This is a genomic window from Pseudomonas maioricensis, from assembly GCF_022790535.1.
Lineage (GTDB): Bacteria > Pseudomonadota > Gammaproteobacteria > Pseudomonadales > Pseudomonadaceae > Aquipseudomonas > Aquipseudomonas maioricensis.
In genome coordinates this window covers 21,466-34,526 of record NZ_LOHG01000022.1, presented here as the reverse complement: position 1 = coordinate 34,526, position 13,061 = coordinate 21,466, and the positions used below count along the sequence as shown (strand labels likewise).

Annotated in this window: 13 protein-coding genes and 1 riboswitch; of the genes, 6 read left to right on the top strand and 7 right to left on the bottom strand. The window is 57.8% G+C overall.

Features of this window, described 5'->3' with window-relative positions; genetic code table 11:
• Positions 1-116 precede the first annotated feature (116 nt).
• Entirely contained in the window at positions 117-1,046 is a 930-nt protein-coding gene (locus AUC61_RS23495) for a LysR family transcriptional regulator (protein WP_243248565.1), read from the bottom strand.
• A 475-nt stretch (positions 1,047-1,521) separates the two neighbouring features.
• Here AUC61_RS23495 and AUC61_RS23490 point away from each other — a divergent pair, with 475 nt between their 5' ends.
• The 3 genes from AUC61_RS23490 to AUC61_RS23480 all read left to right on the top strand — a co-directional run bounded on the left by AUC61_RS23490 (position 1,522) and on the right by AUC61_RS23480 (position 3,946).
• Entirely contained in the window at positions 1,522-2,256 is a 735-nt protein-coding gene (locus tag AUC61_RS23490; RefSeq protein WP_122663782.1) for a DUF969 domain-containing protein, read from the top strand.
• Positions 2,253-3,203 (top strand): DUF979 domain-containing protein, encoded by a 951-nt coding sequence (locus AUC61_RS23485; protein ID WP_122663781.1) that lies wholly within the window; start codon positions 2,253-2,255, stop codon positions 3,201-3,203. The genes AUC61_RS23490 and AUC61_RS23485 overlap by 4 nt, the downstream gene beginning before the upstream one ends.
• A 182-nt stretch (positions 3,204-3,385) precedes the next feature.
• Positions 3,386-3,946 carry a GNAT family N-acetyltransferase gene (locus tag AUC61_RS23480; protein WP_243248564.1) on the top strand — a complete coding sequence of 187 codons (561 nt, stop codon included), beginning with the start codon at positions 3,386-3,388 and terminating at the stop codon, positions 3,944-3,946.
• Positions 3,947-3,990: 44 nt separating this feature from the next.
• Here the strand turns inward: AUC61_RS23480 and AUC61_RS23475 are convergent, their stop codons facing one another.
• The 3 genes from AUC61_RS23475 to AUC61_RS23465 are packed head-to-tail and all read right to left on the bottom strand — an operon-like array spanning position 3,991 to position 6,850.
• Entirely contained in the window at positions 3,991-4,788 is a 798-nt protein-coding gene (locus AUC61_RS23475; RefSeq protein ID WP_243248563.1) for an ABC transporter ATP-binding protein, read from the bottom strand.
• A complete protein-coding gene (locus AUC61_RS23470) occupies positions 4,785-5,828 on the bottom strand; it encodes a FecCD family ABC transporter permease (protein WP_243248562.1) in 1,044 nt (347 codons plus the stop codon). Before AUC61_RS23470 ends, AUC61_RS23475 begins: the two co-directional genes overlap by 4 nt.
• Positions 5,825-6,850: an ABC transporter substrate-binding protein gene (locus tag AUC61_RS23465; RefSeq protein ID WP_243248561.1), complete on the bottom strand. Its 1,026-nt coding sequence runs from the start codon at positions 6,848-6,850 to the stop codon at positions 5,825-5,827. The genes AUC61_RS23470 and AUC61_RS23465 overlap by 4 nt, the downstream gene beginning before the upstream one ends.
• Positions 6,851-7,035: 185 nt before the next feature.
• Positions 7,036-7,231: riboswitch (cobalamin riboswitch) on the bottom strand.
• Positions 7,232-7,495: 264 nt separating this feature from the next.
• On the opposite strand from AUC61_RS23465, the gene pcsA reads away from it, so the two are divergent.
• The 3 genes from pcsA (at position 7,496) to AUC61_RS23450 (ending at position 9,454) form a co-directional block, all read left to right on the top strand.
• Entirely contained in the window at positions 7,496-8,215 is a 720-nt protein-coding gene (gene pcsA, locus AUC61_RS23460; protein WP_243248560.1) for a phosphatidylcholine synthase, read from the top strand.
• A 221-nt stretch (positions 8,216-8,436) separates the two neighbouring features.
• Positions 8,437-8,712 carry a hypothetical protein gene (locus AUC61_RS23455; protein WP_243248559.1) on the top strand — a complete coding sequence of 92 codons (276 nt, stop codon included), beginning with the start codon at positions 8,437-8,439 and terminating at the stop codon, positions 8,710-8,712.
• 136 nt (positions 8,713-8,848) lie between these two features.
• Complete coding sequence (locus AUC61_RS23450) at positions 8,849-9,454, top strand: LysE family translocator (RefSeq protein ID WP_243248558.1); 606 nt, start codon at positions 8,849-8,851, stop codon at positions 9,452-9,454.
• A gap of 126 nt (positions 9,455-9,580) precedes the next feature.
• Here the strand turns inward: AUC61_RS23450 and ssuE are convergent, their stop codons facing one another.
• The 3 genes from ssuE to AUC61_RS23435 all read right to left on the bottom strand — a co-directional run bounded on the left by ssuE (position 9,581) and on the right by AUC61_RS23435 (position 13,059).
• Complete coding sequence (gene ssuE, locus AUC61_RS23445; RefSeq protein WP_243248557.1) at positions 9,581-10,162, bottom strand: NADPH-dependent FMN reductase; 582 nt, start codon at positions 10,160-10,162, stop codon at positions 9,581-9,583.
• A 242-nt stretch (positions 10,163-10,404) separates the two neighbouring features.
• Positions 10,405-11,493, bottom strand: coding sequence for a polysaccharide biosynthesis/export family protein (locus AUC61_RS23440; RefSeq protein ID WP_243248556.1), 1,089 nt, complete (start codon positions 11,491-11,493; stop codon positions 10,405-10,407).
• Positions 11,494-11,646: 153 nt separating this feature from the next.
• Positions 11,647-13,059 (bottom strand): undecaprenyl-phosphate glucose phosphotransferase, encoded by a 1,413-nt coding sequence (locus tag AUC61_RS23435; RefSeq protein WP_243248555.1) that lies wholly within the window; start codon positions 13,057-13,059, stop codon positions 11,647-11,649.
• Between the last annotated feature and the right edge of the window lie 2 nt (positions 13,060-13,061).

Genomic DNA, 13,061 nt, shown 5'->3' with positions numbered 1-13,061 from the left:
TCGGCAGCTCCTACAGGTCCTGAGTTTGCCGCGAGACGGCGCGGTGCCACGGATATGGGGAGGCCTGTGGGAGCGAATTCATTCGCGAAGGCGGTGTGACAGACGACGAAAAGTGATCAGTTCGCCTCTGGCACATCCGCCATAAAACTTTTGGGCAACTCTGCATCGAACTCGGCCACCACGTCCCGGGTCAGGCTAACGATGTCTTCGACCAGCTCCATCCCTGCGCCGGTACGCCAACTGGCGACAATGTCCATGATCGACGGCAGCGGGACGCCATTGACCAGCGTCAGTACGCCTTGAGCCAGTTCACCCCGGACCAGCGCGGCGGGCATTGCACCAATGCCGAAGCCGTCGCGCACCAGACGGGTGATGGCTGACGCAGAGTTCACGCAGTTGATTCGTGGCGAGACAATACTGGCGCTGTGCAGCATGTTGAGAATGTCCTGGTGTGGCCGTGAGTTACGCGAAAACGTCACGATGCGCTCCTGAGACAAATCATCCAGGCAGGTGTACGGCCGGTCATAAACCGAGCCGACGGGCACGACCCAATGCATGGGGTAGCGGGTCAGCACGGCATTGCGCACCGTGTCGAAGCGCAACTCGTCAGTCTGGAAAATGATGTCCTGGTAGCCTTTTTCCAGTTGCGCACAGAGGTTGCTGGCGGTGTCTGCGGTCAGCTCGATTTCCAGATTCGGGTAACACTTCATCAGCCTTGTTACCAGCGGGCTGAGCCAGGTGTGTATGACCGTATCCATTGCGCCGATGCGGATCCGGCCGCGGACCTGGCGTGGGTCCTTGATCGCTGCCTTCATGCTTTGCATGGTGTCCATGATGTGCTCGGCGTATTCCAGCACGCGCAAACCTTCGGACGTCAGCGACACACCCTTCGAATCCCGCACGAACAGGCGAACCCCCATTTCCTCCTCCAGCGCCGCGATACGGCTGGAGATAGAGGCCTGGGTGCTGAACAGTTTTTCCGCTGTCAGCCGGAAGCTTTTGAGGCGCGCTACCCAGACGAAGGTTTCCAGAAATTTGAGGTTCACCGGGTCGGCTTCCTTGAACGTTTATGAACTGACAAACCGAAGGCGTTACATAAAAACGCTACGCGGGGCGTCACGAAGTTTCCCTGAAATTGCAGGTTATATGCCATTGACGATAAAGAAATTCTTATGGGGCATAGTGGTTTTTTCCCGTTGGACGAAAGCGACTTCGCTACCAAATGATGACCGCGGAACGAGAAAAGGTCGCCAGCGGTATCTTGCCGGTGCTGATGATCACGATTCGCGAATGTCGGGCGACAATGCTCGGATGAGAAATTCTGATCGTCAGCTACGCCCTGTGGTTTTGGTAATTGGCCTGATTGCTGCCTCGAGATTCGTGGCGAGAGCTGCCGCAGGCTTTGATGCCATTGCTGATACACCGTAATGGATTCCGCAGCCTGCTGCGTCTGCTGCAAGCCATTGCAGTGTTGATCCTGGCGAGTCCTCTTCACCCGATCACAATAACGAGATTCCAATCATGCAAACCGCTATCAACCTCTGGCCGCTATTAGGCGTGCTGGTCATCATCATTGGCTTTGTGCTGCGCTTCAATCCGATGCTGGTCGTCGCGCTGGCGGCTATCGCCACCGGTTTTGCTGCGAGCATGCCGCTGGAAACGATCCTGGCAACCATCGGCACCGGGTTCATCAAGACTCGTACATTGCCGCTGATCATTTTGCTGCCGTTGGCGGTGATTGGCCTGCTGGAGCGTCATGGCCTGCGTCTGCATTCGCAGAACTTCATTGCCCGCTTCAAAAGTGCCACGGTGGGGCGATTGTTGATTGGTTATCTGTTCATTCGTGAAACCGCAGCAGCGGTCGGGTTGACCAGCCTGGGCGGGCACCCGCAAATGGTTCGTCCGTTGCTGGCACCCATGGCTGAGGGCGCTGCTGAGGCGCGTTTCGGCAAGCTGCCTGAGGCGCTACGGGTCAAGCTGTTGGCGTTGTGCGCAGCGACTGACAACGTGGGGCTGTTTTTCGGCGAAGATATCTTTGTCGCGTTTGGTGCTATCGCCCTGATGCATACCTTCCTGCTGGGTTCCGGAGTTGATGTCGAGCCGATCCATATCGCGTTGTGGGGGATACCGACTGCGATCTGTGCCTTCATCATTCACTCGATCCATTTGAGCCGTTTTGATCGTCGTCTTAATCGTGAGCTGCAACCTGTGACGCCATCCGCCCCGGCTGCCACTTCGCAGGAGAGCTTGTCATGATCATTTCCATTCAATACCTGTATTGGCTGGCCGGTGTCATTCTGGCGATTACCTCGGTGCTGACCTTCACCGATCGCACCAACCCCAAGCGCTGGAGTACCGGGCTGTTCTGGGGGTTGTTCGCCATCGCGTTTCTGGTCGGTGAGCGGCTGCCGCCGGTGCTGGTGGGTATCGGTGTTCTGGTCATGGCGGCCATCGCCGGTTTTGGCGGCGTCGGTTTCGGCAAGCATGGCGAGTTGCCGGATAAAGAGCGTCGGGCCAGTGCAGGGCGTCTGGGCAGCAAGCTGTTCATCCCCGCGTTGGCGATTCCGTTGGTGACGGTGATCGGCGCGGTGTTCCTGAAGAACATCAAGATTGGCGGCGTGCCTCTGCTTGATCCAGCCAACAGCACCTTTGTGTCGCTGGGGCTGGGCTGTCTGATTGCTCTGGCGCTGGCTTGCTGGCTGACACGTGACACGCCGGTGCAAGCGATGCGTGAGTCCCGTCGTTTGACCGAAGCCTTGGGCTGGGCGCTGGTCTTGCCGCAAATGCTGGCGATGCTGGGGCTGCTGTTCAACGACGCGGGCGTCGGCAAAGCGGTGGCGCACCTGGCAACCAACTACATCAACCTCGACTTCAAGCTGGTGGCTGTGTCGGTTTATGTGTTGGGCATGGCTTTGTTCACCATCGTCATGGGTAACGGCTTCGCGGCGTTCCCGGTCATGACCGGCGGCATTGGTGTTCCGGTGCTGATCGGCATGTACGGCGGCAACCCGGCGGTGATTGCCGCGATTGGCATGTTCTCCGGTTATTGCGGGACCTTGATGACGCCCATGGCGGCAAACTTCAACATCGTCCCGGCGGCACTGCTTGAGTTGCCGGACAAGTACGCGGTGATCAAAGCGCAGATTCCCACCGCGTTGCCGTTGCTGCTGGTCAACATCCTGTTGCTGTACTTCCTGATGTAGCAAGCGCGCTGTCTCGCGGCAAACACTGGACTTGTAGGAGCTGCCGAAGGCTGCGATGGCGGTATGTCAGGATAGATGCTTCGCAGCCTTCGGCAGCTCCTACAAAAAATGCATCTTGATTTCAGTACGTCGTATTTGGGCTGTATTAGGATGGTCGTCCATTCGGTGACCGAGCGCTGAACATGTCCGCTGTAGACATTGTTTCTGTACAACCTGAAGACATCCCCGCGGCGGTGGATTTCGTCCTGCGTGCCCGGGCGGAAATTTTCCCGATGCTTGACCCGACAGTGGTGCCCGCGGACCTTGCACAGTTTGCCGAGGTGTATAGCGAGGAGGGCGGTGGCCGTTTTCTGATCGCACGCTGCGACGGGGAAATCGTCGCGGCAATCGGTTATTTGCCATACGACGGTCGATTCCCTCAACTGGATTACGGGCAACGCACAGTAGTGGAAATCGTCCGGTTGTTCGTGATCCCGGAGTTTCGCCGTTCAGGGTTGGCGACCACGATCTATCAGGCGCTTGAAGCGTGCGCCCGACTGCAGGGCATCGACGTGCTTTACCTGCACACTCATCCGTTTCTACCCGGTGCGATTGGCTTCTGGGAGCGGCAGGGTTTCAGGGTTGTGGATGTGGAAAGCGATCCGGTCTGGCAGACGACGCATATGGAATTCGGGTTGGTCCAGGTTCAAGGCCGGTGCGAGATCCCTTTACAGTGCCAGGACGGGCACCGCGATCTAAAGTGAGTTGTGCCCGGCTTTATCGCGAGCAAGCTCTGCTCCCACAAGGGTTATGACCTGAAGCGCAATATCCGTGTGCCGTCGTACGGGTCTGTGAGGTAGTGCGCCTCCACGCCGAAGGTCTCGCGCAACAGTTCGCAGGTCAGCACTTCGGACGGTACGCCAATGGCGATCAGCTCGCCTTTGTCCATCACCGCCAGACGATCACACGCCAGGGCTTGATTGAGGTCGTGCAAGGCAATCAGGGTGGTAACCGGCAGTGACCTCACCAGACCCAGGATGCTCAGTTGATGCTGAATATCCAGGTGATTGGTGGGTTCATCCAGCAACAGGATTTGTGGACGCTGGGCCAGTGCGCGGGCGATGTGCACGCGTTGCCGTTCGCCCCCCGACAAGCTATGCCAGGCACGCTTGAGCTTGTCGGCCATGTCCACGTTGCGCAGCGCCTGCTGAACGATGTCATTGTCGGCGGCTGACCACGGCTCCAGCGCGGACAGCCAAGGCGTGCGCCCCAGCTCTACAGCGTCCAGCACGGTGATCGCGTCGGAGGTTTCAGCTTGCTGTTCGACAACCGCAATCATCTGCGCAACATCGCGACGCTTCATGTCGGCAAGGGCAACACCGTTAAGGTGAATCTCGCCACTGGCGGGGATCCGGATCCCTGAAAGCAGCTTCAACAGGCTGGACTTCCCTGAACCGTTGGGGCCAATCAAACCAAGGGTTTCGCCGCGTCGTAGCTGCAACGCGACATCGCGGACAATGGGCACCCCTTTGATCGACCAGTTGAGGCCGCTGCAGGACAGTACGTCGCCGTCGATGTCGGCGATCGGCTGCTTCAGATTGCTCATCGGCCCCCCTTGGCTTTTATCAGGATCACGGCGAAGACCGGCGCGCCGATCAGGGCAGTAATCACTCCGACCGGTAATACTTGGCCCTTGATTGCCGTGCGAGACAGAACGTCGGCGGCAATCAGGAATACCGCTCCGGCCAGCGCACTGATCGGGATCAGTCGTCCGTGGCGCACACCGACCAGCAGGCGCGCTGCATGAGGCACCACCAATCCGACAAAGCCGATAGAGCCCACCAGCGACACCATCACTGCTGTGACCAGCGCCACGGTGGCAATCAATATCACTTGCACCCGACGCACCGGGATACCCAGCGCAGCCGCAGAATCACTGCCGAACATAAAGGCGTCCAGCGAGCGGCGGTGCCACAGGCAGACCGCCAGGCCGATCAACACCACCGGCACTGCCAGAGTGACCGATTGCCAGCGCACACCGCTGAGGTTGCCCAGCAGCCAGAACATGATGCCCCGCGCCTGCTCGGAGTTGGCCGACTTGGTAATCAGAAAAGAGGTCAGGGCGTTGAACAGTTGTGAACCGGCAATGCCTGCCAGGATGATCTGCCCGCTGCCACTGACTGCGCCGGTGCTGCGAGCGAGCAGGGCGACCAGCGCAAAAGCCGCCATGGCGCCGACAAATGCGCCCGCCGACAAGGATATGGCACCTGCGCCGATACCGATGATTGCCACCAGCACCGCGCCGGTCGAGGCCCCAGCGGAAATGCCCAACAGGTAAGGATCGGCCAGCGGGTTGCGCAGCAGTGACTGCAGGACCACACCCGAGATCGCTAGCCCGGCACCGCACGCTGCGGCAACCAGAGCGCGGGTCAGCCGGTAATTCCAGACGATGCCTTCGTCGATCGGGTCCAGTACGAAACCGGCGCCCCACAGTTTGTTGGCCAGTACCTGAAACACCAGCGACAGGCTGATCGGTGTTTCACCAATGGCAATACCGGCAATGATCGCCGCTATCAACACCACGAGCACCCAGGCGCCGTGCAGGCAGATCTTGCGTAACAGGCGACCGGCGAACTGCGCTGTCATGGGTGCAGGTCAAACTTGTCGATGGCGTTTGCCAGTTCATCGATACCGTTGAAGGTGCGAATGGTCGCTTCCATGGCCTGGGCATCAAGAATCACGATGCGGTTGTGCTTCACTGCGTCCATGTTTCGAGTGACCGGGTCAGTCTTGAGGAATTCCAGTTTTTTCTGGAAGTCATCAGCCGGGAAGCGGCGACGGTCCATCCGTGCCAGAACCAGAATGGTCGGGTTGGCCTTGGCGATGGTTTCCCACCCGACAGTCGGCCATTCCTCATCAGACTGCACGATGTTGCGTAGGCCCAGGGTGTCCATCATGAATGCCGGGATGCCTTTGCGTCCGGCGACATAAGGATCGACGTTCAGGTCTGCGCTGGAGAACCAGAAGACGGCCGAGGCGTCTTTCAGGTGTTTGCCTTTGACGCTGGCCTGAGCCTTGGCAAGACGTGCTTGCAGTTCGGTGTTCAATTCGTTGCCACGAGCCTGGACATCAAAGATCTGTGCCAGTTGGTCGACGGTCTTGTACAGGCTGTCGATCGAGAATGGGCGCAGACGCGTGCCATCGGCACCGACCAGGTTGTCCTTGCCTTCACAGTCTGACGGCATGAGGTAGGTCGGGATTTTCATTTCGCTGAACTGCTGGCGGGTGCCGACCACGCCCTGTGGGCCGACCATCCATTCAAACTGGACGGCAACCAGTTCAGGGCGCTTGTTGATCACGGCTTCGAAGCTTGGATCGTTATCGGCCAGACGCGGGATTTTTGCGTTCTGTTGTTCGAACTGTGGCAGCACATTGTTGAACCACAGCGAGGTCCCGACCACTTTGTCGGCCAGTCCAAGGGAGTAGAGGATCTCGGTCGCAGACTGGCCAATGGTCACGGCTTTGCCGGGAGCCTTGGCGAAGGTCAGCGGCACGCCGCAGTTGTCGAGAGTAAGTGGGTAGTGGGTACTGACGGCGGGGCTGGCAGCCAGGCTCAGCGCAGAGAAACCCAGGCCAGCGAGCAATACAGCAAAACGAGGCAAAGACATGAAAAACGATCTCCATTCGAACGGTTATCCGCACGATGGTGTTCTGGCTGGATACACATCACGACCGCTGCTGTCGATGGTTCGGCAGGGGTTGATCAGTCACGGCGCTGCCACCGTTCTGACGGATGTACTCCCCGGACACCCCGCCGGTGGGTCAGTTGCCAGGAGCCACATGCATTCAATGCAGTGACGCCCTGATGTCGGCAGGTCTCCTGACTGGCGCTTCATCGCCGCGTTCCGGCCTTCCCGGGTGATGACCCAGTGGCATTGATGGAGCAGGGCTCAGCACCTACAGTTGCGGGGGCAGTTCCGGTTGATGCCTCGGGGGCATCACGGATTCCCTATTAATCCCGTTTGGAAACCGACGGGCGGCATGGTAATGGATAGGCTCAAAAGAGTGGGGATTTTTTCTGCGCCGGTCGCCCTCATAGATTTTTTTATCGTACGTTTGGGCGGGGCAGCGCATGATGCAAACGGCAACGGGTCGGGAGTAATCACCGTGCGCGGGTGAACCTTCTCGCCTGATGGCCGGTCGATAGTGCAATCTATACGCTGTTCCCGGTTTGTCACGGCTTGTAATAAAGACAGAAACAGCCCTTGGCCACGCCTACACTGGTCCGCTACATCTTCTGGAGACATTTTCCTGTGATATCGACTCAACGAGTGGCCTGGCTGAAAGCCTGGGGTGCCCACGGTTTTACCGCCACCGGCGTGGTCATCGCATTCCTTGCGACCATTGCCCTGTTCGATAATCAGGCCAAGGCCTGCCTGTTGTGGCTGGGGCTGGCGCTGGCAGTGGACGGCGTGGATGGCTCGCTGGCGCGCAAATTCAATGTGCAGTCGGTGTTACCGGGTTTTGACGGTTCGGTGCTGGACCTGGTGATTGATTACCTCACTTACGTGTTTATCCCGGCGCTGTTCATTTACAGCTATATCCCGCTGCCGCCTTATACGCTGCTGCTGAGCACTGCGATCATTCTGATTTCGTCGCTTTTCTGTTTCTGCAACCTGGAGATGAAGAGCAAGGACAATTACTTTCAGGGCTTCCCGGCAGCGTGGAATGTGGTCGCGCTGTGCCTTTACATCATTCAGCCGACCCCGTGGGTGACCTTCCTGACGATTATCGGTCTGGCATTGCTGACCGTGACGCGCATGAAGTTCCTGCATCCTTTCCGGGTGCGTCGTTTCATGCCGTTGAATATCCTGGTGACCACCATATGGCTGATCACTAGCGCCTTGCTGATCATCAATCATCCGCACAACGGGCCTGTGGTGATGGGGGTGTGGTTCACGATGTCGGCTTACTTTATCGGCATCTGCCTGTGGCGGACGTCGCTGGAGTATTGGGGTAAGTGGCGGGCTTGATGGGCTAGCCGCACAGCCTTCATCGCGAGCAAGCTCGGCTCCTACAGGATCGCGCTAAACTTGTAGGAGCCGAGCTTGCTCGCGATAGCGGTTCAGAGGCAATGGATTTCCAACGATTCTCCCCACCCAATACCGACTATCAAGAGCAGTGATTTCTGCGTAAACGCCGCCGGGCGTAACCTTTGTTCATTCCCGAAATGAACCCGATCCCGGAGGCTCTCATGAACCGCATTTACGCTTTTGCCCTGTTGTTGACCGTTGCAGTTGTCTCCGGTTGCTCCACTCACCACGCCGTTGAACTGCGTCCTTACACTGCCGAGGAAACTCATCAGTTGGCCCTGGAAGATTTGAATCGCCGTGGTCTTTCCTTTGATGAGTATCAGGTCGCCAAAGCAAAACTGTTGGCCGAGCCGCAAATGCAAGCCGTGCGCGACTTCGATAATCGCGGCGAGATCAGCGCTGAGAACGTACAGGCTAGTCAGGATCGCCAAGGTTGATGGTTTAAGTACAGTGATGGACGAAACTGTTTTCGTTCAAAACTGTACCGGTTGTATTTTCGTCTGACTGTTCGTGTGTTTCTGGTTGCCGATTCGATAGGGTGAAGGCCTGCCCTTTAGATGTCTGGATCGCTCCATGCCGTTCTCCCTTGACCTGCTGCTCGCCTTTGCGTTGTTCGCCTTTGTCACGTCCATCACGCCCGGTCCTAACAACATGATGCTGCTGGCCTCGGGGGTGAATTTCGGATTCAGCCGGACTGTGCCGCATATGTTGGGGATCAGTTGCGGGTTTTTCAGCCTGGTACTGGCGGTCGGTCTTGGACTGGGCGCTGCTTTTCAGACTTATCCGCTGCTGTACACCATCCTGCGTTACGTCGGCGCTGCCTATTTGTTGTATCTGGCGTGGAAGATCGCCACTTCAGGTCCGGCCTCGGATGCTTCGGGCGCAGAGAGCAAACCACAGACCTTCATGCAAGCTGCGCTGTTTCAGTGGGTTAATCCCAAGGCTTGGGTCATGGCCGTCGGCGCGATCAGTACCTACACACCGTTGCAGGGGTACTTCACCAATGTTGTGATCATCTCGGCGGTATTTGCGCTGATCAACCTGCCAAGCGTCGGTGTCTGGGCAGGGTTTGGCAGCCTGCTGCGTAACGCGCTGCGTGATCCGTTCTGGTTGCGGGTGTTTAACGGGGTAATGGCAGTACTGTTGGTAGTTTCGTTGTATCCGATGTTGAAGGGGTGATGGCCTGAAGACTTACGCCATTCAAGTGTGGGAGCCGAGCTTGCTCGCGATTCAGACGCCGCGGTTTCGTATTTAAACCGCAGCGCCTGAATCGCGAGCAAGCTCGGCTCCTACAGAATTATGCGTTTACAACGCCAACCGCAAATGTCCCCCGGCCTGTTTCTGGCGGGCTTGCACGCGATGCTGCAGGCCCAGATAGAAATGCTCCAGGCCTTCCTGCAGACGCTCATGAAGAGTCTCATCCAGGTCGCCGCCTTGCTCGTTATCGGCGTAGCTGATCTGGCTATCGATGGCGAATATGCCGTGCAAAACCTCTTGGCATTTCAACGCGGATAACACCGGCTTCAGCGCGTAATCCACCGCCAGCATGTGAGCGATGCTGCCGCCGGTTGCCAAAGGCAAAACCACCTTGCCATGCAGCGAGCGCTCTGGCAGCAGGTCGAGCAGGGTTTTCAGTGCGCCGGAAAACGAAGCCTTGTACACCGGCGTACCAATCAGCAACCCATCGGCCTGCTTGACCGCTTCGATGAAGTCCAGCACTTGCGGGCTGTCGAAGTGAGCGAAGATCAGGTCTTCAGCGTTGAAATCGCGGATACGCAGGGTGGTGACGTCTACGCCTTTGGCGCGCAGCCAACGGCCTGCGTGTTCCAGTACCACGCCTGAGCGGGATTTGAGAGCGGGGCTACCCGACAGTGAAACTACCAGCATGCTGAATTCCTTAAAAAAGCGTAAGCAAGTCAAAGCAGCATGCATGCCAGCACGAACTAATAATTCAACTTATTGAAATTAAAGGTAAATATATAGAAGAGCAGGGTGCCGGGTATGTGTCGGGATGCTTAAAGGCCACCTCAACTGTTGATCTGCTGTTGCTGTGGCAACACTTGGCAGCCAAATCGCAGGCAAAAAAATCCCCGCAGTCGGCAGATGCAGGGACGTTTTTTGTTGCGGTATCAGTTTCTGAAAGCGGCACCGGTCTGAATGACGTTGGCCGAGCCAAGCAACTGGCTGACAAAACGGCTCCAGCGAGTGATGTCCGCCGGACCGACGAAGATCACGTCCTGGGCCTGAAGCTCGAACTCTTTGGCCAACAGATAGGCTGTCGGTTTTTTCGCCAGCAGGTGATAGACCGTTGAACGGGCGTTGGTCTGGTTTTCAGCACCGCGGATCACGTACACCGCATCACCGTCGGCGCTGTCCGGGCTCAGGCCGCCGGAATTACCTAATGCTTCGAGCAGGGTCACGCTGGTGGTGCCGAAAGAAATGACCTGCGGACGCTGGACTTCACCCAGCACGTAGATCTTGTTCTTGGAGTTGCTGTTCAAGTGCAGATAATCGCCGTTTTTCAGGAAGACCTTACTCAGTTGTGAATCCTTGCGGTTCAACGAGTCGACGTCGATCACGTAATCCTTGCCGTCGCGGCGCAGCGTCAGCCCTGCGAGGTTGGCGTCGGTCAGGTCGAGGCCAGCGGTGCTGATGGCCTGGACCAGACTCAACGGGATATTGGTGATTGGCTGGGGACCGGGGCTTTTGAACGAACCCGAGAGCAGGATGCGCTGGCTGTTGTAACGCAGTACTTTGACGTCAACCTTGACCTCGGTGTACTGCGGCGACAACCCCATGCGCAGTTGCTCGCGGATCTGTCCGACGGTCTTGCCACCGGCCTGGATTCTGCCCACATAAGGAAAATAGAGCGTGCCGTCGCTCAATACTTCCCGGCTGTTGGCGTCGAGTTGGTCCTGTGAGCCAGGCGCTGTCAACTCAGGGTGCTCAAAGACGATCACCAGCAAGGTGTCGCCAGGACCGACGACATATTCAGGCGTTTTGTAGTTGAGCAGTTCGGCGGGCAGCGGCTTGGCACTGGCCGCCGCTTGTTGTTTTTGCTGTTTGAGGGTTTGTGGAGTGATCTGTACCAATTGAACATCCGGACCGTCCGGATCTTTTGCCTGAATGTCTCCTGGGGTCATGTGCTGCCCGGGTGCAAATGCACAGCCTTGCAAAATCAGACTGGAGAGCAGCACAACAGCTAGGGTTAGCTTCATATATTGTTCCTTCCTAAAGGTGCGTTGGCACCACAGTGATTTCATTGCTTCCCTTACCAACACCGAGTGTTTCGTTGTCTTTTTGATAGATGCACGCACCTCCTCCAGTGCCGGTCGGCCTGGGCTGTTGCGATGATTGAACAGGGGGAAAAGTCAGAAGGCGTTCTTGTGCAGAAAGCCTTTGAACAGGGTCAGCAGAATGATTTTCAGGTCCAGCCACAGCGACCAGTGTTCGATGTATTCCAGGTCGTATTCGACGCGCTTCTGCATCTTGTCCAGCGTGTCTGTTTCACCACGCCAGCCGTTGATCTGCGCCCAACCGGTAATGCCCGGCTTGACCTTGTGGCGCAGCATGTAGCCACTGACCTGCTTGCGGTACTGCTCGTTGTGCGCCACCGCGTGTGGCCTCGGACCGACGATGGACATATCGCCGCGTAATACATTGAAGAACTGCGGTAGCTCGTCCAGCGAAGTGCGTCGTAAAAATGCGCCCAAAGGCGTGACGCGGGCATCGTTGCGAGTCGCCTGAGTCACCACGTCGCCGTTTTCCTGCACGCTCATGCTGCGGAATTTCCAGACCATGATGGGTCTGCCGTCCAAACCATAACGGCGCTGACGAAACAACACCGGGCCGGGCGACGTCAGCTTGATTGCGGCTGCAATCAGCAGCAGGGGCAGGGCGATCATGGCCAGGATGACGCTGGACAATACGATGTCTTCGACGCGCTTCACCAGGCTCCAGGCGCCATCCATGGGTGAGTCGAAAATACTGATGCTGGCCAGCCCATTGATGCTCTCGCTGCGCGCATGCAGCAGTTCGAACATGAATACATCCGGAATCAGGTACACCGAAGCCGTCGTGTCGCTTAGCCCTTTGACCAGATCCTGAACGTGGGGCTGGGCGGTGAGCGCCAGGGTGATGTAAACCTTGTCTATCCGGCCATCGCGGGCGTCATTGATCAACTGTTGCAGATCGCCGAGTACCACGATGTCCGGATCGGGTTCGCTGGCTTCTACCGCAGCTTTTGGCAAGTCATAAAAGCCCAGCACCCGCAGGCCCATCCAGGGCGCGCTGGAGATCGACCGAGCCAGTCGAACGCCGACCTGGCCGCTACCGACAATCGCCACTCGCCGGGTATTGAAGCCGCGCCGCCGCAAACCATGCAGTGCGCTGCGGATCAGCAGGCGATAGCCGCAAAGCACCGCCAGCACCGACGCAAACCAAGTCATCTGGGCGTTATCGGGCATGTTGGCGTGATTGAGCAGCAGGTAGTCCACGGACAACAGCACCACGAAGGTGACGGCCCAGTAAGTGAACACCTTGATCAGCTCACGCAGGATTCTCTCGCCACGCCATGAACCGTACATCTGGTGATACTCACTGAGCCAGTGAAACACCAGCACCGCCAGCAGTATCTGAATCCAGGCCTCGGCGCTGGATGTACCGGGGTTCAGTTGGCTCTGCCAGTAACCGCCCAGCACGATGACCGTCAAATCAAGCAGGCGATGGGCGACCGACAACAAGGATTGATGCGCGTGAAGAATGCCGCGAACGGGAGTACGCATGG